This window comes from Mesorhizobium sp. B2-8-9, from assembly GCF_006439475.1.
GTDB lineage: Bacteria > Pseudomonadota > Alphaproteobacteria > Rhizobiales > Rhizobiaceae > Mesorhizobium.
Genome location: NZ_VFTQ01000004.1, coordinates 187216 through 207521, shown reverse-complemented (window position 1 = coordinate 207521; position 20306 = coordinate 187216). Strand labels below are relative to the sequence as shown.

General features: G+C 64.2%; 19 protein-coding genes. 13 read left to right on the top strand and 6 right to left on the bottom strand.

Annotation, left to right across the window (positions count from 1 at the left end; all coding sequences use genetic code 11):
- The first annotated feature begins 21 nt into the window (after positions 1-21).
- Positions 22-963 carry a GNAT family N-acetyltransferase gene (locus FJ423_RS07165; protein ID WP_140840396.1) on the top strand — a complete coding sequence of 314 codons (942 nt, stop codon included), beginning with the start codon at positions 22-24 and terminating at the stop codon, positions 961-963.
- 9 nt (positions 964-972) lie between these two features.
- Here the strand turns inward: FJ423_RS07165 and FJ423_RS07160 are convergent, their stop codons facing one another.
- Positions 973-1938, bottom strand: coding sequence for a hypothetical protein (locus tag FJ423_RS07160; protein ID WP_095765067.1), 966 nt, complete (start codon positions 1936-1938; stop codon positions 973-975).
- Between the two features lie 162 nt (positions 1939-2100).
- On the opposite strand from FJ423_RS07160, the gene FJ423_RS07155 reads away from it, so the two are divergent.
- The gene (locus FJ423_RS07155; RefSeq protein WP_140840394.1) at positions 2101-2685 is read left to right on the top strand and encodes a nitroreductase; all 585 of its coding nucleotides are present in this window, start codon (positions 2101-2103) and stop codon (positions 2683-2685) included.
- 76 nt (positions 2686-2761) lie between these two features.
- Complete coding sequence (locus tag FJ423_RS07150; protein WP_140840392.1) at positions 2762-3436, top strand: isoprenylcysteine carboxylmethyltransferase family protein; 675 nt, start codon at positions 2762-2764, stop codon at positions 3434-3436.
- A gap of 2 nt (positions 3437-3438) precedes the next feature.
- On the opposite strand, the gene FJ423_RS07145 is transcribed toward FJ423_RS07150, so the two are convergent.
- On the bottom strand, positions 3439-4320 hold the full coding sequence (locus FJ423_RS07145) for a CoA ester lyase (protein WP_140840390.1): 882 nt from the start codon (positions 4318-4320) through the stop codon (positions 3439-3441).
- The gene (locus FJ423_RS07140) at positions 4320-4772 is read right to left on the bottom strand and encodes a MaoC family dehydratase (protein WP_140840388.1); all 453 of its coding nucleotides are present in this window, start codon (positions 4770-4772) and stop codon (positions 4320-4322) included. Before FJ423_RS07140 ends, FJ423_RS07145 begins: the two co-directional genes overlap by 1 nt.
- A 152-nt stretch (positions 4773-4924) precedes the next feature.
- Between FJ423_RS07140 and FJ423_RS07135 the strand changes: the two genes are divergently transcribed.
- Positions 4925-6046 (top strand): DUF2336 domain-containing protein, encoded by a 1122-nt coding sequence (locus tag FJ423_RS07135; RefSeq protein WP_095765071.1) that lies wholly within the window; start codon positions 4925-4927, stop codon positions 6044-6046.
- An 18-nt stretch (positions 6047-6064) separates the two neighbouring features.
- On the opposite strand, the gene FJ423_RS07130 is transcribed toward FJ423_RS07135, so the two are convergent.
- From FJ423_RS07130 to parE, 3 genes are all read right to left on the bottom strand, one after another.
- Positions 6065-6502 (bottom strand): VOC family protein, encoded by a 438-nt coding sequence (locus FJ423_RS07130; RefSeq protein ID WP_140840386.1) that lies wholly within the window; start codon positions 6500-6502, stop codon positions 6065-6067.
- 81 nt (positions 6503-6583) lie between these two features.
- Entirely contained in the window at positions 6584-8665 is a 2082-nt protein-coding gene (locus tag FJ423_RS07125; protein ID WP_140840384.1) for an FUSC family protein, read from the bottom strand.
- A gap of 42 nt (positions 8666-8707) precedes the next feature.
- Positions 8708-10762, bottom strand: a complete 2055-nt coding sequence (gene parE, locus FJ423_RS07120; protein ID WP_140840382.1) for a DNA topoisomerase IV subunit B — start codon at positions 10760-10762, stop codon at positions 8708-8710.
- Between the two features lie 234 nt (positions 10763-10996).
- Between parE and cpaB the strand changes: the two genes are divergently transcribed.
- From cpaB to FJ423_RS07075, 9 genes are all read left to right on the top strand, one after another.
- The gene (gene cpaB, locus FJ423_RS07115) at positions 10997-11932 is read left to right on the top strand and encodes a Flp pilus assembly protein CpaB (protein WP_245340369.1); all 936 of its coding nucleotides are present in this window, start codon (positions 10997-10999) and stop codon (positions 11930-11932) included.
- 29 nt (positions 11933-11961) lie between these two features.
- Positions 11962-13401, top strand: coding sequence for a type II and III secretion system protein family protein (locus FJ423_RS07110; protein ID WP_140840380.1), 1440 nt, complete (start codon positions 11962-11964; stop codon positions 13399-13401).
- Between the two features lie 4 nt (positions 13402-13405).
- Positions 13406-13678 carry a hypothetical protein gene (locus tag FJ423_RS07105; protein ID WP_140840378.1) on the top strand — a complete coding sequence of 91 codons (273 nt, stop codon included), beginning with the start codon at positions 13406-13408 and terminating at the stop codon, positions 13676-13678.
- A gap of 13 nt (positions 13679-13691) precedes the next feature.
- On the top strand, positions 13692-14906 hold the full coding sequence (locus tag FJ423_RS07100; protein WP_095765078.1) for a response regulator/pilus assembly protein: 1215 nt from the start codon (positions 13692-13694) through the stop codon (positions 14904-14906).
- Positions 14903-16324, top strand: coding sequence for a CpaF family protein (locus FJ423_RS07095; protein ID WP_140840376.1), 1422 nt, complete (start codon positions 14903-14905; stop codon positions 16322-16324). Before FJ423_RS07100 ends, FJ423_RS07095 begins: the two co-directional genes overlap by 4 nt.
- Positions 16325-16328: 4 nt before the next feature.
- On the top strand, positions 16329-17294 hold the full coding sequence (locus FJ423_RS07090) for a type II secretion system F family protein (RefSeq protein WP_140840374.1): 966 nt from the start codon (positions 16329-16331) through the stop codon (positions 17292-17294).
- Position 17295: 1 nt separating this feature from the next.
- Positions 17296-18258, top strand: a complete 963-nt coding sequence (locus FJ423_RS07085; protein WP_140840372.1) for a type II secretion system F family protein — start codon at positions 17296-17298, stop codon at positions 18256-18258.
- Positions 18259-18484: 226 nt separating this feature from the next.
- Complete coding sequence (locus FJ423_RS07080) at positions 18485-18958, top strand: hypothetical protein (RefSeq protein WP_140840370.1); 474 nt, start codon at positions 18485-18487, stop codon at positions 18956-18958.
- A 174-nt stretch (positions 18959-19132) separates the two neighbouring features.
- Positions 19133-20305 carry a GGDEF domain-containing protein gene (locus tag FJ423_RS07075; RefSeq protein ID WP_140840367.1) on the top strand — a complete coding sequence of 391 codons (1173 nt, stop codon included), beginning with the start codon at positions 19133-19135 and terminating at the stop codon, positions 20303-20305.
- Position 20306 lies beyond the last annotated feature (1 nt).

Here is a 20306-nt window from a genome sequence, read left to right as displayed (position 1 = left end):
CCAGCCTTGTAACGAGCCGCCATGCTCAAGTTGAAACTGCGGGAAAGACGGTTTCCCGAGCTTTCCTACGCCAACCCGCATCAACCGGTGCTGACGCGCTGGTTCATCCATTCGGTCGAGGGCCTGTCGGGGCGCGACCGCTTCGCCGTGCTCTACGATTTCTGGCGTCGCAAGGTTGTGCCGACAGGCGACCGCGTATTCAGCCGCATGCTGGAATTGATCGACGTCAAGGTCCGCAACGCTGTGCAATGGCCGCCGCCAGCGCTGCCGGACACGCCGCTGGTCATCGTCGCAAACCATCCCTTCGGCATCGGCGACGGCATTGCGGTGCTGTCGCTGGCCGAGCAGCTCGGCCGGCCGTTCCGGGTCATGATCCACAAGGATCTGCTCAGGATCCGCGAGATGGAGCCCTATTCGCTGCCGATCGATTTTTCCGAGACCAAGGAAGCGTTGAAGAACAACATGGCGGTGCGCCATGAAGCGGTGCGGCTGTTGAAGGAAGGCGTCACCATCGTCGTGTTCCCGGCCGGCGGCGTAGCCACGGCGCCGAAGGGTTTCGGCCGCGCCATCGACCTGCCGTGGAAGATGTTCCCGGCCAAGCTCGTCCAGGACGCCAAGGCCTCGGTCATTCCGATGCATTTCTCCGGCCAGAACGGCCGCCTGTTCCATCTCGTCAGCGGCCCGATGAACATGGCCGAGCGCGACAACCGCGTGGCGAAGTTCATCGGCAAGGCGTCGCTGACGCTGCGCACCTCCTTGCTTATCCGCGAATTCGCCCGACTGTCGGGCAAGGCGATCGAGGTGCGCATCGGCGACGTGCTGAGATGGAGCGACCTCGAGCCGCTGCGCGACCGCAAGGCGCTGCTCGATCGCCTCTATCGCGCGGTCTTCGATCTGGCGACGCCTTCCGCGCAGCGTGGCCGCGTGCCGTTCCTGCCGAAGCGGATGCGCAAGGCAGCCTGATCAGCCCGATCAGTCCGCGCCTTCCTCGGGGTCGATGGCTGAGGATTCGTTGGCCACGACCTCGATTTCCTGGTTCTGGCCGGCAACGACCGTGAAATCCTTCTGGTAGATACGGTCGCGGTTCTTGGCGATGATGGTGTATTGGCCTTCGGCCAGCACCATCGAGGCGAAGGCGCCGACCGCTTCCTTGATCGGATCGCCGCTCTCGTTGAGCAGCGACCAGGACGTGTCGGCGATGGCCTCGCCGCCGGGCTCGCGCACCAGCTTCATCGTCATCTCGGCAGCGCGGTGCTCGACGGTCGCCTCCGTCAGCTTGCCGGCCTCGACGCGGATGTCGGAGCGGATCACGGCGTTGACCGCGCCATAGGTGGAGACGACATGGTAGGTGCCGGCGTTCAGCCGCACAACGGTGTTCGGCGCGACGTCGGGGGCGATCAGCGCCCGGTCGCCATTGGCCGCGGCCTGGCCTTCATAGATCGAGAAGCGCAATTTCTTCGGCGGGATGGGCGCGCCGCCCGACGTCACCGCGTCGAGCTTCAGGCCGCCGGCGTCGAGCACAAGGCTTTCGCGCTTTGCCTCCTTGCCGACCGTGATGCGTTTGGTGGCGCCGGCGCGTCCGTAGGAGGCATGGACAAGATAGCTGCCGGGGTCGAGCTGGAACACGGCCGTGCCGCCATGGGCGGATGCTACCATCGGCAGTTTGCCATCACTGGCGGGCTGCGGCCTGAAAACCCGCCAGACGATGCCGCGGGTGATGTCGGCGCCCTTGTCGGTCAACTGCGCCGACAGCGTGATGGCGCCGCCATTGCCGAGCGCCAGCGGCGTCCCGGCCTTCGGGGTTGCGTAGCTCGAAATGCCTGGAAGCTTGATGTCGCCGATGTCGTTGGCGTTCTGGGCCAGCGCGAAGGAAACCGGCACCGCGAACAACGCAGCGACGAGTGCGATCACGAAAAGGCGCAAGATCCCCTCAAACATGCCTTGCGTTGAAGCCCAAGGCGGTGGCAATTTCAAGGCCTAGAAGCGCGCCGCCCGGCGCGGCGGCTTCTTATCAGGCGCAAAACGCCACCGCCCGAGCCGCCCGACCTCCCGATGGCGTGCTTCAGCTCAAAATCGAATGCCTTCAGGAGACTTGCGCCCATGGCGTCGCCGATCATCGACTTTCTGCTCACCCGCAATTCTGCGCCGATCCCCGACCTCAAGGAGCCGGCGCCGAGCGATGCCGAGATCGCGACGATGATCGCGGCCGCCTCGCGCGTTCCCGACCACGGCCGGCTCGAGCCATGGCGGTTCATCCTTTATCGCGGCGAGGCGCGCATCGAGATCGGCAAGAAGCTGGCGGCACTTGCCGAACAGCGCGAGGGGCCGCTGCCGGAAGGCCGGCGCAACCAGGAGCTGGCGCGCTTCTCACGCGCGCCGCTGGTGATCGGCGTCGTGTCGGTACCAAAGGAGAACCCGAAGATCCCGCAATGGGAGATGTTCCTGTCGGGCGGCATGGCGGCGATGAACCTGATGATCGCGGCGAACGCGCTGGGCTATGGCACCAACATGATCAGCAACTGGTATTCCGACGTTCCGGAGGGCAGGGCAATCCTCGGACTGTCGCCGCAGGAGCGTGTCATCGGCTTCGTCCATATCGGCTCCTATCAGGGGCCGGCGCCGGAGCGGCCGCGGCCCGATCCGGCAAAGCTCTATGCCGATTACGCCGGTCCCTGGGCCGGTTAGGACCTTTTGCGGGTTTTCGGAGGAACGGCGGCAGCGGGGTGGCCAATAGTGGTGGGGACGTCACGGAAGGTTGGTCATGATCTCGAGATTGGTTTTCCAGACATTCGTATGGTTCGGCATCATGGGCGTGCTGCTGTTTCTGTCGGCCGGCACGCTGCACTGGACCGGAGCTTGGGTGTACATAGTCGTGATGGTCGGGCTGAGCCTTACGATGGGCATTGCGCTCGCATGGCGCGATCCAGGTCTGATGAATGAGCGTCTCCGCCCGCCGATCCAGAAGACCCAGACGGCTGCCGACAAGATATTGCTGAGCATATTGCTGCTCGGCATCTTCGCCTGGCTGGCCCTGATGGGGCTCGACTTCCGTTTCGGCTGGTCGGCAGCTCCCGTCTGGGTGCGGGTGGTCGGCGTGCTGGTCCTGCTCGTAGGTATCTGGATCTGCTATCTCACTATGCTGGAAAACAGCTTCGCTGCGCCTGTCGTGAAGATCCAGGACGAGCGCGGGCAGAAGGTGATCACGACCGGCCCATACAGTTATGTCCGCCATCCGATGTATGCCGGCGCCATACTTTATTTCGCCGGCACGGCGCTGCTGCTTGGTTCCTGGTGGGGACTGGCGTCGGTGCTTGTCTTCATCGTCCTGCTCGGCATCCGCACCTTTATCGAGGAAAAGACGTTGCGAACCGGCCTGCAGGGCTATGACGTTTATGCCGCGCGCGTGCGCTACAAGCTGATCCCGATGGTCTGGTAACCTCAGGCAAGGCTGCCCGCCGCTCGGGCGCGAGCCAATAAATGCTCGGCCAGACGCAAATGTGGCCTGTCGTACATCTTGCCGTCGATGCCGACGACGCCCGGATTTCCCGCCGCCGCGAAGGCATCGACGATCGCCCGCGATCGCGCGACCGCTTCGGCGGACGGCGTGAAGGCGGCATTGATGACCGGCACCTGCGCCGGATGGATCGCCATCTTGCCGGTGAAGCCGTCGCGCTCGGCCTCGCGGCATTCCTTCCCAAGGGCGGCCATATCGCGGAAATCGGGAAAGACGGTGTCGATGGCGGCGACTTCGGCCGCGCCGGCCGCCAGAATGGTCATGGTCCGCGCCAGACGAAACACGTCGGTGTAGCGGCCGCTCTCGTCGCGGGTCGCGCGCGCGCCGATCGCCGCGGACAAATCCTCCGCGCCCCAGGTCAGGCCGGCAAGCCGCGCGCTTGCGCCGGCATAGCTCGCCGCCGCCAGCACGCCCGTCGCGGTCTCGGTGATGATCGGCAGGATTCTTATGGCGCCGTCCGGAAGCCCGTTCTCGGCCTCGTGCACTCGCAGCTTTGCCGCCAGCTGCTGGACGTCTTGCCCGCTGTTCGACTTCGGCAGCATGATGCCGTCGGGCTTCGCCACGACGAGCGCCGCAAGATCGTCGTCGGTCAGGCCGGTGGAAAGATCGTTGACCCGCACATAGATGGCCGAACCCGTCCGGTCTCTTTGGCTCGAGATGAAACCGGCCGAGGTCGCGCGCGCCGCCGTCTTGCTGGCGGCGGCAACGGAATCCTCGAGATCGACGATAACCACGTCGGCGCCGGCCTCGAATCCCTTTTCCAGCTTGCGCTCGGAATCGCCGGGCACGAACAGCAGCGAGCGCATCAGGCCGCCTTCCTCAGCATCATCGCCTGCCTGGTGCATTTGGCGACAAGAATGTCGTTCTGATTGTAGGCGCGGTGCTCGAACTCGACGATGCCGCGATCGGGTTTCGACTTGGAGTCGCGCACGGAGACAACCGTCGTCTCGACCCGGATGGTGTCGCCGTGGAAGACGGGGTGCGGGAACACCGTTTCCTTCATGCCGAGATTGGCGACCGTGGTGCCGACGGTGATGTCGGTCACCGAGATGCCGATCATCAGACCGAGCGTGAACAGCGAATTCACCAGCGGCTTGCCCCATTCGGTTTTCGCGGCAAAGTCGAAATCGATGTGCAAGGGCTGCGGGTTGAGCGTCATCGCCGAAAACAGCATGTTGTCGCTCTCGGTCACAGTCTTGCGCAGCGTGTGGCGGAAGACATGGCCGACGACAAACTCTTCCAGATAAAGCCCGGCCATGGTTCGATTTCCTCCAATGTCCTTGCTTGATAGGCGTTGGCTGCGCCCCCATCAAGCCGGTTAAGAAACATGGTGAACCGTTCGTAAACCATTTGCAGCCTACCGTTCACAACGGGGCCGGGACCTTTCCGGCAAGGGCGCAGCTGGTCGGTATGGTTGTTTCGCATTTTCTAAAATGGATTGATACGGCAAGGGTTTCCGAGCGTGCCGCCGCCGCGAGCGCGCTGGCGCGCGCCTATATCAACTCCGATCTGCCGTTCGAGGATCGCTGTGCCGCCGAGGCGGCGCTGACGCTGCTTCTGGACGACGCTTCGTCCAAGGTGCGCCTGGCGCTTGCCGAGGCGCTGTCGATGAGCCATCACGCGCCGCCGCAGGTGATCAGCGCCTTGGCCGCCGACCAGCCGGAAGTGGCGGCGCTGGTGCTCGCGCGTTCGCCGCTGCTTACCGATGCCGATCTGGTCGAGCGCGTCGCCTGCGGCCAGAAGGTGACGCAGAAGCTGATCGCCAACCGTCCGGTCGTCTCGATGTCGCTGGCGGCGGCGATCGCCGAGATCGGCGAACCGGAAGCCTGCGCCGCGCTGATCGGCAACAGCGGCGCCGAGATCGCTTCGCTGAGCTTCCGCCGCATGGCCGAGCGGCACGGCCACCTGCCACTGGTGCGCGAGGCGCTGATTGCCGATCGGCGCCTGCCGGCCGACTGCCGGCACATGTTGCTGGTCAAGCTCGGCGAGACCTTGAAAGGTTCGCCGCTGGTGCTGGCGATGATGGGGGCGGCGCGCGCCGATCGCGTCATGCGTGATGCCTGCGTGAAAGCCTCGGTGACGCTGATCGAGGGAACGCGCATGGAGGAGCATGCGGCGCTGATCGAGCATTTGCGGCTGCGCGGCGACCTCACCGCCGGTTTCATCATCCGCACCATCGCGCATGGCAAGGTGGACTTCTTCGGCTCGACGCTGGTGGCCTTAGCCCGACAATCCGAGCAACGGGTGACGGCACTTCTCGCCGGCGGGCACGACGTTGCGCTGCAGGCGCTGTTCCGCAGCGCCGGGCTTGCGCCGGCCACGCATGGCATCATCCTGAGGGCGCTGAAAGTCTGGCGCGAGGTCGCCAATGGCCGGCGTGTCGCCGGCGTGCAGGAAGTGAGCTGGCTGATGCTGAAGGAACTCGGCGGCCAATCGGCCGAGGGCGATCTTGCCGGGCTGGTGAAGTCGATCCATCTCGACGCGCTGCGCGAAAACGCGCGTGGACACGCGCTGGCCATCGCCGCCGCCTGAGCGGATCACAATCAGGTCTCAGCTGAGTTCCTGGGCGAGGCCGATGAGAAGCCCTTCAGGCCCGCGGATGTAGCAAAGCCGATACGCGTCCTTATACCCGACGACTTCGCCGACGAGCTCAGCGCCGCGCTTGCGGAGCCTCTCCAGCGTGTCGTCGATGTCGTCCACGGCGAACATGATCCGGAGATAGCCCAATGCGTTCACCGGGGCATTGCGGTGATCCGCGATGACGGGCGGCTTGATGAAGCGGGACAGCTCGAGTCGGCTGTGGCCGTCGGGCGTGCGCATCATGGCGATCTCGACGTGCTGATCGCCGAGCCCGGTGACACGCCCGGCCCATTCTCCTTCGATCGTGGCACGCCCTTCGAGTTCAAGGCCAAGCTCACGAAAGAAATCAACCGTCGCGTCGAGGTCTTCAACGACGATTCCGATGTTGTCCATCCGCTTGAGCGCCATGTGTCGACCCTAAAAGTTGTCTACCAATCTAACAAGGAGCTATTCTCGGAGGGGCCGGAAACCAGGCACATCCCGAGCTGACTAAGCGCGACCCTTCGCGAAGAAATCCGGATAATCTTCCATCGCCGCGGCAATGATGCGCAGCGAGGCGGCGATCTGCAGCATTTCGAGCCGATCGCTGCGTTGGGCGATGCTGGCCGCGTATTGCCTCGCCACCGCGATGGTCGCGGTCTGCGGCTCGCCCGGTTGTCGAAACAGCAATTCGCGCGCCAGGCCGCGCAGGAAATTGCCGATGGACTCGACTGTTTCATGCGGAACGGCGGAGTTCAGTTGCGCGTGGCGCAGCCGCAGCACTTCCAGTCCGACGGTGACGGCCGCGATGCTTCCGCCGAGAATGGGATCGCCCTTGCGGCCCGTCCGCTGGACCTGCGGCATCAACTGATTGATCCGGTCATAGGCGAGGCTTTCGAAGGCCGAACGGCGGGGAATGCGCTCATGCAGGCAAAGCCGGGCCAGGTCCTCGCGCATCGCCTGCGAGATGCGCTCCACGGTGACCCAGGGATCGGCGGGCAGCACGACAATGAAGACGCCGATGGCAATCAGGATGCCGACCAGGATCGAGGCCGAGCCGGCGAAGAACGGCCCGGGATCATAGATCATCTGCTGATGCGGACTGAGGAAGGCGAGGAAGTTGATGGCGAAGGCGGTGGCGACGCCAACATGGCGCGGATTGGCCATGCCGAGCGCTGCGGGCACCAGGATCGGCACGACGAAGAGCGTGAACCAGCCGAAGCCCGGCAGTGCCGGCAGCGCGACCTGGCCGACCAGAAATGCAAAAGGTAGTGCGATCAGCGTGCCGGTGAAGAAGCCCCAGGCGGACTGCACGGGATCGGGGCGCGATGCGAACAGGCTGGAGACGACGGCGACGAGGATGACGGTGCCGGCCGCTTCCGACCATTTGGTCGTTAGCCAAAAAATCGCCACGAGCAACGTCGCCAGCGCTGCGCGCACGGCATTGCGCCATGCGGCCCGGTAGTCGCGGTGGACAACCAGCGCCGGCTGGCCCCGCTCGCTCGATTTGCTGGAGACAGGCGAGCGAAGCGCCTCCAGCCCGCGCATCACCTGCTTCAGCGCCTCGGCGAAATCGCCGGCGATGGTCAGTCGGGTGATGGTGCCGACCTTGTCTTCGCCGTTATCGTTGGAGCCGGTATCGTTGGGCAGTTCGGGCATCTCCCTGGCCTTGCTCGCGATCGCGTCGAGCCTTGCCACCCATGGCCCTGTCTCATCGAGCGCGCCGGGCGTCGCCGCCAGTTCACCGACGAAGGCTTTCAATTCGCTGCGCATGGGAATGAGCGCTGCGTTCTTCGGCCTACGGTGGCTGTGCAATGCGCGCGCCGCCGAAAGCGCCCACAGAAGCTGACCGATCGTGCGCCGCACCGGATGGGCGCGGGTGGCGAAGCTCGGCGCTTCCAGCCGCGCATAGGTGCGCATCTCGGCGAGCGTCTGGGCATCGGCGATCAGCTTGCGCTGGAGCGCGGCGAGGCTCGCCGGGTCGCCGCCGGAAAAGGCGCCACCGGCATATTCGGCAAGGTCGAGGATGCTGCGCTTCAACCTGGAAATGATAGCGTCGGCCGCGAGCTTTGGCAGGATCAACCGGCTGGTGACGCCGGCGCAGACGATGCCGAGCACGATCTCCGCGCAACGCGCGACGGCGAGGTCGACGACAATATGCGGTTGTCCGAGGGCCGGCAGGCTGATGATCATCGCCGTGTAGCCGGCAAGCGCGGCGCCATAGGCTTCCGGATTGCGCAACAGCGACGAGACCAGCGTGCAGACGCCGATCCAGAGCGCTAGCACGGTGACAAGCAGCCACGGGTCGGCGCCGAACAGTGAAGTGATGCCGACTGCGGCGAGACCGCCGGCCAGCGTGCCGAGCAGCCGGTAGAAGCCCTTTGCCAGCACCATGCCGGCGACCGGCTGCGCGACGATGAACACCGTCATCATCGCCCATTGCGGATGATCGAGCTTCAGCGCATAGGCGGCAAGCAGCGCGACCAGTCCGGCCGAAACCGTGCGTAGGGCAAAAATCCAGTCCGAACGGGTCGGCTGCGTCAGACCGCTTAAGGGCCTCTCGACAAGCTCTTTAAACCGCGTCCAGGTCACACCGGTTCTCCGTGCCGGAGCCTGTTATGGACCGGACGGCGTTCAGATATCCAGCACGTCCGTCTCGGCGAATTCGGCGCGCTCCTGGATGAAGCGGAAACGCGCCTCGGGCTTGGTGCCCATCAGCGCGTCGACGGCATCCTTGGTGGCCTGCTCGGCGTCGATCACGTCGACCCTCAAAAGCGTGCGCTTCCTCGGATCCATCGTGGTCTCCTTGAGCTGTGAGGCCATCATCTCGCCCAGGCCCTTGAAGCGGCCGATCTCGACCTTGCCGCGCCCGGTGAACTCGGTGCGCAGCAGTTCGTCCTTGTGCGCGTCGTCGCGGGCGTAGCCGACCTTGCCGCCTTGCCGGATCGAATAGAGCGGCGGCACGGCCATGTAGAGGTGGCCGCCGCGGATCAGGTTCGGCATCTCCTGATAGAAGAAGGTGATCAGCAACGAAGCGATGTGCGCGCCGTCGACGTCGGCGTCGGTCATGATGATCACGCGGTCGTAGCGCAGATCCTCGTCGCGATATTTCGAACGCGTGCCGCAGCCGAGCGCCTGGATGAGATCGGAAATCTGCTGGTTGGCGGCAAGCTTGTCGTTGCCGGCGGAGGCGACGTTGAGGATCTTGCCGCGCAGCGGCAGCACTGCCTGGCTGGCGCGGTCGCGCGCCTGCTTGGCCGAGCCGCCGGCCGAGTCGCCCTCGACGATGAAGATCTCGGCGCCGGCGGCGGCGTTCTGCGTGCAGTCGGCAAGCTTGCCCGGAAGGCGCAGCTTGCGCACCGCGCTTTTGCGGGAGACTTCCTTTTCCTGGCGGCGCCGCACGCGTTCGTCGGCGCGCGCGATGACCCAGTCCAGAAGCTTGGAGGCTTCCTGCGGATTGTCTGCCAGCCAGTGGTCGAACGGGTCGCGAAGGGCGTTTTCGACGATGCGCATTGCCTCGATCGTCGCCAGCCTGTCCTTGGTCTGGCCGACGAATTCCGGCTCGCGGATGAACACCGACAGCATGCCGGCGGCCGAGATCATCACGTCATCGGTGGTGATGATCGAAGCGCGCTTGTTGCCGATGAGGTCGGCGTAAGCGCGCAACCCGCGCGTCAGCACGTTGCGGAAGCCGGCCTCATGCGTGCCGCCTTCGGGGGTCGGAATGGTGTTGCAATAGGAGTTGAGGAAACCGTCGCCGCCGAACCAGGTCACAGCCCATTCGAGCGAACCGTGGCCGCCCTGCTTGTCGCTCTTCCCGGCGAAAACCTCGCGCGTGACCTGGAATTCGTCGCCCAGCGTCGCCTTGAGATAGTCCTTGAGGCCGCCGGGGAAATGGAACTCGGCCTTTGCCGGCGTCTGATCCTTGTCCTTGATCAGCGACGGATCGCAGGTCCAGCGGATCTCGACGCCGCCGAACAGATAGGCCTTCGAGCGCGTCATGCGGTAAAGGCGCGCCGGTTCGAAGGCAGCGCCCTTGCCGAAAATCTGCTCGTCGGGATGGAAACGGGTCTTCGTGCCGCGGCGGTTGTGGACCTCGCCGAGATGCTCCAATCCACTGACCGGGACGCCGCGCGAAAAACGCTGCCGGTAGAGCTGACGACCCCGCGCGACCTCGACCTCGAGGTGGTCGGACAGCGCATTGACGACCGAGACGCCGACGCCGTGCAAGCCGCCGGAGGTCTCGTAAACCTTGGAGTCGAACTTGCCGCCCGAATGCAGCGTGGTCATGATGACTTCGAGCGCCGGCTTCTTGAATTTCGGATGCGGATCGACCGGGATGCCGCGGCCGTTGTCGGTGACGGTCAGGAACCCGTCGGCGGAAAGCTCGACGTCGATGAAGGTGGCGTGGCCGGCCACCGCTTCGTCCATCGAATTGTCGATGACCTCGGCGAACAGGTGATGCATCGCCTTGTCGTCGGTACCGCCGATATACATGCCAGGACGGCGCCGCACCGGCTCGAGCCCTTCCAGCACCTCGATATCGGCGGCGCTGTAGCCCTCGCTGCCGTCGCGGGTGGCGGTCGTACGCTTCGCGGCCTGCACCAGCGGATCGGCGGGCCGCGAGGGCGCGCGCACTTGCTGTGCCGGCTTTTCCATCTTGCCGAAGAGGTCGTTGCTGTCGTCCATGCTGGGCCTAGCGTCCGGTAATGCGAATCACTCGTCGATACTGCCACGCTTTTGGCGGGCGAACGAGTTCCTGTTCCGTTCAGGGATTCAAACTGTCTCTTATTCCAAAACCATTCGATAACCAAGCTGGCCGAAATAGGGCGATCGGCGGGTCGTGGGATTCCTGATTCTTTAACATTAACGCCTAGCGTGAGACCCAACCAACAAAAGACCACGGGCGTCAGGGGTTCCACTGTGAGGGGCAAGGCCATAACCATGATCGGCATCGCCGCCGTTTTCGGCGCGATCTCGATCTTTGCGGCGGATTTCTGGGTCAAGAGCCAGGCGAAGGCTCAGGCCGAGGTCAAGGTCGTCGTGGCGCCGCAGCAGCCCAAGGTCGAGTTCAAGACCATCGTGGTGGCGCAAGCGCCGCTGCGCTACGGCATGGAGCTTGGACGGCCGCAACTCGCCGAGATTCCGTGGCCGCAGGATTCGCTGCCGCAGGGCGCTTTCCCGACGATCGACAAGCTGCTTGCGGACGGCAGCCGGGTCGTGCTGTCGCCGATCGAGGTCAACGAACCGGTGCTGCTCACAAAGCTGTCGGGACCGAACGGCCGCGCCACGCTTTCCAACATGCTGTCGGCGGGAATGCGGGCCGTCACCATCCGCACCGACGAGATCGCCGGTGTCGGCGGCTTCATCACGCCGGGAGACCGCGTCGATGTCGTGCTGACGCGCGATGCTGGGGATATCCAGGAAGTGTCCAAGAATGCTCAAGGGGCCGCCGGCTCGACCGTCACGTCCGAGGTCGTCGTTGCCGACGTCAAGGTGCTTTCGGTCGGGCAGGGCGCCGACGAACGCAAGACCGAGCCGCAAGTCGCCAATTCGGTGACCATCGAGGTGACCAACGAAGGGGCGCAGAAAGTGGCGCTTGCCCGCACCGTCGGCACGCTGTCGTTGTCGCTGCGGTCGGCCGCCGACGCAACTGCCAGCAATGGCGGGCTTACGACCATCTCGTCCTTCGGCGGCTCGGTTGCCGCAAATGCGCAGGCGAGCGCCGCCTCGCTCGTCAATGCGGTGACGAAGGACCAGGACGAGCCGAAATTCAAGACGGTGATCGTGACGCGCGGCGACAAGGTCGAGGAATACAAGGTTCCTTCGCGGCAACCGCCGCAGGAACTGCAGCAATAGCCGGTGGGGACCGGCGGGGACGGGGCAAGATGTTCGGGTTTGATGCATTTCGGACGACCGGGGGATGGCGTCTTCTCGGCGTGATTGCGCTGGCGGCGACAGTGCTTGGCGTCGCCGCGCCGGCAAGGGCTGGCAATGACGTCGTCTATGTCTCGGCGAACAAGAACGCCTCGATCAAGGTCGCCAAGGGCAAGCCGAAGACGATCATGACGAGCGCCGCCTTCTACCAGATCGTCATCGGCGACCCGGAGATCGCCAACGTCAACCCGCTGACCGACAAATCCTTCTATGTGCTGGGCAACAACCTGGGTACCACCGGCATTGCCCTGTTCGACCAGAACAAGCAGCTTGTCGGCACCATCGACATCGAGGTGACGCTGGATACCGACCAGTTGGCCAGCACCATCCGCGCCAGCGTGCCCGACGCCAAGATCAAGGTTGGCTCGGCAAACGGGCGCGTCGTGCTGTCGGGCGAAGCCGATGATGCTGTCGCCGCCGACAAAGCCAGCAAGATCGCGTCACGCTTTTCCGGCAATGAGGAAGTCATCAACTCGGTCAACATCTCGTCCTCGCAGCAGGTTCAGCTCAATGTCCGATTCGTCGAGATCAACCGCCAGGCCGGCCAGGACCTCGGCGCCAAATACGCCGCCAATTTCGCCTACGGCATCGGCAACCGCAAAGTCGTGCTGAACCCGGATGGGGGAAACCTGACGGGGGCCGGAACAGGCGAGATCATCGGCAGCCTGCTGTCGAACGGCGTTTCCATCGACATCGCCATCAAGGCGCTGGAGGAACGCGGTCTGGCGCGGCGGCTGGCGGAGCCGAACCTGATCGCGCGTTCGGGCCAGACGGCGAGCTTCCTTGCCGGCGGCGAATTCCCGATCCCGGTTTCCGAAGACAATGGCAAGATCAGCGTCACCTACAAGAAGTACGGCGTCGGCCTCGATTTCACGCCGACGGTGCTGAAGGACGGGCTGGTAAGCCTCGACATCGCGCCGGAAGTGTCCTCGATCGACCCGTCCGCTTCCATCCAGGTCAGCAGCGGCATTTCCATTCCGGCCTTCATCGTGCGCCGCGCCAGGACATCGGTCGACCTCAAGAACGGCCAGAGCTTCATGATCGCCGGCCTCCTGCAGTCGCAGAACGACATCACGACATCGCGGGTGCCGGGGATCGGCAAGCTGCCGGTGCTCGGCCCGCTGTTTTCCTCGAAGTCCTATCAGCGGCGCGAGACCGATCTGGTGATCATCGTCACGCCCTACCTGGTCAAGCCGGTCGATCCCTCGAAGAAGATGGTCGAGCCGACCGACGGCACCCAGCCGGCAAGTCCCGCCGACTATTTCCTGAACAACACCGAGGAAGTGAACGCCTCGGCGTCAAAGCGTCCGGTGGCGCTGGCTGACGGCAGCGCCGCCCGCCCGGTGGCGGCCGCCACGTCCGGCCACTTCCTCGATCTGCCAAAGGATTAAGGCCATGCGCATCCCCGTTTGCCTCGCTCTGCTGCTCGCCGGTTTCGCCGGCGGTTGCACCAGCGACGACTATGTACGCGCCGAAGGGGTGACCTTGGCGGCCGGCAACGCGCAGGCGTCCAACACCGCCATGCAGATGGTCGATCCCTGGAAGTACGGCGTGCAGAACACAAGGCTTCTGGTGCCGGCCCAGCGTCCGGGTTCCGAGAGCGCTGCCGTCGGTGCGAAGGCCGGCTCCGTGTCGTCACCGACGACATCATCAACAACATCGAATTGATGGGCTGGCGAGGATGGCATCTGGTAGCAAGACCAAGAAGATCCTGCTCGTTTCGACGGACAGGACGTTCTTGCAGGACACGCGGACGGCTTTCGCGGCCTCCGAAGTCATTGAGCTCTTGACGCTGGAAAAGAGCGTCAACGAACTGCGCGGCGAGATCCTCGAGGCGGACTTCGGCACGGTCATCGTCGACATGGATGCAGCCAAGCTCGAGGAAATCGAGTCGCTGCAACGGGTCATGCGGCGGCTGGAAGGCAGCGTTCCGGTGGTTGTCGTCACCCAGGAATTCAACGCGGCGGCGGTGCGCATCCTGGTGCAGCTCAAGGTCGCCGATTTCCTGGTCAAGCCGATCACCACGGCCGACCTCGTGCGTTCCGTCATCCGTGCGCTGCAAGGACCGGGGCGGGAAGAGAACACCGAATCGCACATCTACACGTTCATGCCGGCAGCCGGCGGCGTCGGCACCACCACGCTCGCCTTGCAGACGGCCTTCCAGCTGCACCATTCGGTGATGCGGGGCGCCTCGACCTGCGTCGTCGACCTCAATTTCCAGCAAGGCGCCTGCGCCGAATATCTCGACCTCGAACCGCGCTTCGACATCACCGAAATCGAGAACCAGCCGGAGCGCCTCGACCGGCAACTGCTCGACGTGATGCTGTCCAAACATGCGAGCGGGCTGTGCGTGCTTGCCGCGCCGACGCGACCCTCGGACATGCGCTCGTTCAAGACCGATGTCGTGGTGCGCATGCTCGACCTCGTGGCGGCCTATTTCGACAATGTCGTCATCGACATGCCGCGCACCTGGTTCCCCTGGACCGAGACGGTGCTGCTGGGTTCCAACAAGCTCTATATCGTCGCCGAGATGACGGTGCCCTGCCTGCGCCATACGCAGCGTCTCATCCAGGCCGTCTACGAGACCGCCGGCAAGGAAGTGAAGCCTAACGTCATCGTCAACCGCTTCGAGCAGAAGATGTTCGACAACGGCATCAAGCAGGCCGACGTTCAGGAGATACTCGGCGAGCATTTCGTCGGCGGCATCTCCAACAATTACCGGCTGGTGCGCGAGGCGGTCGACCGCGGCGTACCGCTGCACGCCATCGACCCCAACGCCAACGTCGTCAACGACCTGAAGAAGATCATCCTGCCCGAGGAGGCCGTCCAGACGATCGCCAAGTCGAGGTCGCTGTTCGGCCTGGGCAAAGGCTTGCTGAAGAGGAAGGCAGGATGACCAGCCGCTTCTCCAACCTGCAGAGCCGCGACGTCCGCCCGCAGCGGGCGCCCGAACCCGCGCCGGTCACGCACAATGCAGTGATCATCCCGACGACCCGCAAACCGGCGCCGCCCAGGCCTGAGGCAGCCCCCGCAAAGAGCGCCAACAAGGTGCTGGACGCACGCGTGCGCATCCATCGCATGCTGCTCGAGGAGATCAACCTCGTGGCGCTGGAGCGGCTGCCCCGGGATGAAATGCGCCGGCAGGTGCATGATTTCGTCTCGGAAAAGACGCGCCAGGAGCGGATGGCAATCAACAATGCCGAGCTCGACGCCTTGGTCGACGACATCGTCGACGAGATGGTTGGCCTCGGCCCGCTGGAGCCGCTGCTCAAGGATCCCGAGATCAACGATATCCTGATCAATGGCCACCAGAACTGCTTCGTCGAAAAGCGCGGCAAGCTGCAGCAGGTCCACATCCCGTTCAAGGACGAGGCGCATCTGCTTAGAATCATTAATAAAATCGTCGCGGCGGTCGGCCGCCGCGTCGATGAATCGCAGCCCATGGTCGACGCCCGGATGCTCGACGGCTCGCGCTTCAACGCGGCGATCCGCCCCGTCGGCGTCGACGGCCCGCTGGTGTCGATCCGCAAGTTCTCCAAGAACAAGCTCGGCCTGCACAAGCTCGTCGAATTCGGCGCCATTACCCAGAACATGGCCGAGGTGCTGGCGGCGGCGGTGCATGCCCGCAAGACCACGATCATCTCCGGCGGCACCGGCACGGGCAAGACGACGATGCTCAACGCTTTGTCGGCCTTCATTCCGGAAGACGAGCGCCTGATCACCATCGAGGACGCGGCCGAGCTGCAATTGCAGCAGCCGCATGTCGCGCGCATGGAGACGCGTCCGGCCAACATCGAGGGCCAGGGCGAATTGAAGCAGCGCGACCTGGTCAAGAACGCGCTGCGCATGCGCCCCGACCGCGTCATCCTCGGCGAGTGTCGCGGCGAGGAAGCCTTCGACATGCTGCAGGCGATGAACACCGGTCATGAAGGCTCGATGGCCACCATCCATGCCAACACGCCGCGCGATGCCATCTCGCGTCTGGAACAGATGCTCGGGATGACCGGCATGCCGATGACCGTGCAGTCGATCCGCAGCCAGATTTCCAGCGCCATCGACATCATCGTCCAACTGACGCGCCTTTCCGACGGCAAGCGCAAGGTGACCAGCGTCGCCGAAGTGACCGGCATGGAAGGCGACGTCATCCAGATGCAGGAGATCTTCCGCTTCGTGCGCACCGGCATGGAGGCGGACGGAAAGATCCTCGGCCACTTCGAGGCGACCGGCATCCGCCCGCGCTTCCTCGAGGACCTGCGCAACATGGGCATCGAATTCCCGGGCAAGTATTTCGAACCCGGCCGGCCGCAGGACTAGGCCGGTGTTCGAGGGATTCAGCCCGGTCTACGTCGTCTACGCCGCGGCGGCGCTCACCGGCATCATGATCGCCGAGGGCCTTTATCTGCTCTATGCCGGGCGCAGCGACAAGCGCACGGCCATCAACCGCCGCATGAAGCTCGCGGAGAACAAGATCAGCCAGGAGCAGGTGCTGATTCAATTGCGCAAGGAACGCGGGATCGACGGCGGCACCTCCATCTTTTCCCTCGACCGCTTCCGCGCCCTGCGCACGCAGTCCGGCATAAGCACGCCGCTGCCGAAATTCCTGACGATCACATCGGGGATCGCTCTCGCCCTGGCGCTCATGGCGATCTGGAAGGGCTTGCCGCTCCTGTTCGGCCTTATCCTGCTTCTCTTGCTGTTGCCGGTGTTGCCGGTCATAGCATTGCGCTGGATGCGCAAGCGCCGGCACAAGCGTTTCGGGATGCAACTGCCTGAGGCGCTTGAATTGATCACGCGCGGGCTGAAGGCAGGCCATCCGGTGCCGGTGGCGATTGCCATGGTGTCGCGCGAGATGGCCGATCCGATCGGCACCGAGTTCGGCGTCGTGGCCGACGAGGTGACCTACGGCTCCGACCTGGTCTCGGCGTTGAACAATCTTTTCGACCGGGTGGGCCATGAGGACCTGCCGCTGTTCGTCACGGCGGTCTCGATCCAGAGCAGTTCGGGCGGCAATCTGCGCGAGATCCTCGACGGCCTGTCGGCGACGATCCGCGACCGCGGCAAGCTGCGCCGCAAGGTGCGCGCCATTTCGACGGAAGGGCGCATGTCGGCTTACATCCTGACCGCGGTGCCAGTGCTTCTGTTCACCGCCATCATGGTGCTGATGCCGCAGTTCTATCAGGATGTCTGGGACGTGCCGAAGACCTGGTACATGATGGGCGGCTCCATCATCTGGCTGCTGCTCGGCAACGCCATCATGTTCAAGATGTCGAATTTCAGGTTCTGAGATGGAAGACGTGATCCGCTTCCTCGCCTCGCTCGCGCCGACCTCGCTGGTGCCGTTCGCCGTGCTGCTCCTTGTGCTGGGCGGCGGCGCCGTCGCCTGGCCGCTGGTGCTCGCTAAGGGCGATCGCGGCGAGGTCAAGCGCCGGCTGAAGGTGGAGACATTGCAACCGGCCGAGCAGGCGGAGCCCGCGCCCAAGAAGAGCACCAATGCCGTGCGCGAGAAGGCGGTGAAACGGGCACAGGAGTTCTACGCCAAGAGCGATCCGGAAAATGTCGCGCGGCTGCGCCTGAAGCTCATCCAGGCCGGCTACATGGAACCGCGCGCCGTCGGCATGTTCTTCCTCATCCGTTTCGCCGCGCTGGTCGGCGCGGCGCTCGGCGCTTTCCTGGTCAATCAATGGGCTGCAAGCGCCGAGTCGACCATGACCAGCCGCTGGACCTTCATCATCCTGTCGGCTGCCGGCGGCTATTTCCTGCCTGGCCTGGTGCTGATGCAAAAAATTCGGGAAAAGATGCGCGAATACCGCAACGGCTTTCCCGATTTCATGGATTTGATGATCGTCTGCTCCGATGCCGGCATGAGCATGGAGGCCGGCATCGAGCGGGTCTCCAGGGAGCTTGCCAGGACCTATCCGTCGCTCAGCCAGAACCTGATCCTGGTGTCGCTGGAGTTGCGGGCCGGGCGCAGCCTCGACGACGCGCTGAAGGCGCTTGCCGACCGCCTCAGCCTCGACGAGGTCCGCTCCTTCGCGACGCTGCTGCAGCAATCCAAGGAACTCGGCACCAGCCTGTCGGGCTCGCTGCGTGTCTTTTCCGACGAAATGCGGCACAAGCGCATGTCGCTGGCCGAGGAGAAGGCGCATGCCCTGCCGGCCAAGATGTCGGTCCCGGTGACGGTCTGTATCCTGCCGGTGGTGCTGATGATCGCCATCATTCCGATCATCGTGAAGCTGACCGCGCATTGAGTATTCAGCTGAGGCCGGTTTGCAAACGGCAGCTTCCTGCGCTCCGCCCCGGTTCTCGGATCCGCCATTTTCGACTCGGCCTGACTGAATCCAGGACATAGCCGTGGTTAACGCATCCTTGGCGCGCAACCGAATTTTATCTGCATTTCGGCACCGAAGCTTAATCGCTGTCCTGTATCGTTTTTCCTGAAGAACGACCCGGCAAATCGGGCGATGGGGCAGGGGCATGCGTCAGAGACTTCCCAGGGCAGCGGCGGCATTGGCGGCCGTCTTGATGATTACCGGCTGCACGACGAACAACAATGTCGACACGACCAAGACCACGGCGATCCAGCCGGTGGCCAAGGACGTCAGCGCCAACGACCTCGTTGAAGGCAAGGCGCAGTTCCGCGAGGCGAATTTCGGCCTTGCCGAACAGCATTTCCGCAAGGCGGTCGAGCTCAAGTCCGACAATGCCGAGGCCTGGATGGGGCTTGCCGCATCCTATGACGAGCTTGGCCGCTTCGACTTCGCCGATCGCGCCTATATGCAGCTGTTGAAGGTCGCCGGGCGCAAGCCGCAGATCGTCAACAATATGGGTTATTCGCAGCTTCTGCGCGGCAACAAGAAAAAAGCGCGCGCGCTGCTGCTCGAGGCCAAGGCCGGCATGGCCGATCAGACAGTGGTCGATGCCAATCTGGCGCTGCTCGACAAGGGCTGATGCTGCTCCCGGTTCGCGTATTCCGTGTGCCGTCATGAGATTTCGCCTCACATGTCGACGCTTTGTAAACCCTGTGTCGAGGTCGCGTTGGGTGTCCGCCGAAAACGGTTTGCGCCGGGCGCCGCCAGTCTACATTGAGGAGCGACGGGCACCCGCTAGAGGCAGTTCTTCAGGATGTTGGATTTCAGTTCGCTCCTGCTCGCGGCGGCGCTGTCGGGTACATGCCTCAGCATCACTATGTTTGCGATCTGGCTCGCCACACCGAGGGCGCGCTTCGTGCTCACGGTCGCCTGCGGCATCCTCGTGCTCGTCGCCCATGTCGTCGCGTTCTGGCGCTATACCAAGAATGCCGATCCCTGGCTGTGCCAGGTCGTGCTCGCGCTGCTGACTCTGGGTTTCCTGGTCCTCTGCCTGTCGGCGATGCAGTATCTCGGCTTTCGCGACTACCGCCGCGCCATCGTGCCGACGCTGGCCGCGATGGCTGCCTGCGCGATCTTCACCTTTCTCGGTTTCGACGGCATCGGCTTTCAGATCACCTATGCGGCCGTGACGGCGTTGCTCGCGGCGATCGGGGCGATGTTCTGGATGAAGGGGGATCACGACCGCCGGATATTGCTCGTCGTTTCGTTCCTCAGCGGCGCCTGCGGCTTGTCCTTCGCGCTGTGCGGCCTGGCGTTGCTGACGCAACAGCAATGGGCTCTCGGCGCCGCGCCCGACAATTGGGCGGAGCGATTGAACTCCGTTGTCGCGGTCGCCTGCATGACCGGCCTCGGCGCGTTGACGCTTTCACTGCACCATCTACAGGCGCAAATCGAGCTCAAGGCCGAAACCATGACCGATCCGCTGACCGGCCTGATGAACCGGAGGGCGCTCACCGAGCTTTACGGCGAGCGCAGCTTCGGTCCGTTCATGGCGATCGCTATGTTCGATCTTGACCATTTCAAGATGACCAACGACCTCTTCGGTCATCCCGTTGGCGACCAGGTGCTTTGCCGCTTCGCGGCGGTGATCAGGAAATATGGCAGGACAGGGATCGACGCGTTCCGGCTGGGCGGCGAGGAATTCGCGCTCGTCATGTCGCGCATGACGCCGGAAAAGGCGCATGACATTGCAAGCCGAATCGGCGTCGCTTTCGGCACCGAGATCGTCGCGACCCATCGCGGGCCACTGCGCAGCAGCGTCAGCGGCGGCATGGGTTTCGGGTCGATCGCGGGCCGTCCGCTCCATGAGGTGCTGGCGCAGGCCGACGCCGCGCTTTATGCGGCCAAGCGTGCCGGGCGCAACCGTGTCGTCGTTCAGGACGGAGCGGGCCAGCCCGATGCCGGGCCGGCCCTGAAGTCTGCCTGAG

Bases quoted from the DNA above. Each gene is read 5' to 3' on its own strand.
- FJ423_RS07100 (WP_095765078.1), top strand. From the start codon at position 13,692: ATGGCATCTGGTAGCAAGACCAAGAAGATCCTGCTCGTTTCGACGGAC.
- FJ423_RS07085 (WP_140840372.1), top strand. From the start codon at position 17,296: ATGGAAGACGTGATCCGCTTCCTCGCCTCGCTCGCGCCGACCTCGCTG.
- FJ423_RS07150 (WP_140840392.1), top strand. From the start codon at position 2,762: ATGATCTCGAGATTGGTTTTCCAGACATTCGTATGGTTCGGCATCATG.
- FJ423_RS07165 (WP_140840396.1), top strand. From the start codon at position 22: ATGCTCAAGTTGAAACTGCGGGAAAGACGGTTTCCCGAGCTTTCCTAC.
- FJ423_RS07105 (WP_140840378.1), top strand. From the start codon at position 13,406: ATGCGCATCCCCGTTTGCCTCGCTCTGCTGCTCGCCGGTTTCGCCGGC.
- FJ423_RS07080 (WP_140840370.1), top strand. From the start codon at position 18,485: ATGCGTCAGAGACTTCCCAGGGCAGCGGCGGCATTGGCGGCCGTCTTG.
- FJ423_RS07160 (WP_095765067.1), bottom strand. From the start codon at position 1,938: ATGTTTGAGGGGATCTTGCGCCTTTTCGTGATCGCACTCGTCGCTGCG.
- FJ423_RS07140 (WP_140840388.1), bottom strand. From the start codon at position 4,772: ATGGCCGGGCTTTATCTGGAAGAGTTTGTCGTCGGCCATGTCTTCCGC.
- FJ423_RS07135 (WP_095765071.1), top strand. From the start codon at position 4,925: ATGGTTGTTTCGCATTTTCTAAAATGGATTGATACGGCAAGGGTTTCC.
- FJ423_RS07130 (WP_140840386.1), bottom strand. From the start codon at position 6,502: ATGGCGCTCAAGCGGATGGACAACATCGGAATCGTCGTTGAAGACCTC.
- FJ423_RS07095 (WP_140840376.1), top strand. From the start codon at position 14,903: ATGACCAGCCGCTTCTCCAACCTGCAGAGCCGCGACGTCCGCCCGCAG.
- FJ423_RS07075 (WP_140840367.1), top strand. From the start codon at position 19,133: ATGTTGGATTTCAGTTCGCTCCTGCTCGCGGCGGCGCTGTCGGGTACA.
- FJ423_RS07155 (WP_140840394.1), top strand. From the start codon at position 2,101: ATGGCGTCGCCGATCATCGACTTTCTGCTCACCCGCAATTCTGCGCCG.
- parE (WP_140840382.1), bottom strand. From the start codon at position 10,762: ATGGACGACAGCAACGACCTCTTCGGCAAGATGGAAAAGCCGGCACAG.
- FJ423_RS07145 (WP_140840390.1), bottom strand. From the start codon at position 4,320: ATGCGCTCGCTGCTGTTCGTGCCCGGCGATTCCGAGCGCAAGCTGGAA.
- FJ423_RS07110 (WP_140840380.1), top strand. From the start codon at position 11,962: ATGTTCGGGTTTGATGCATTTCGGACGACCGGGGGATGGCGTCTTCTC.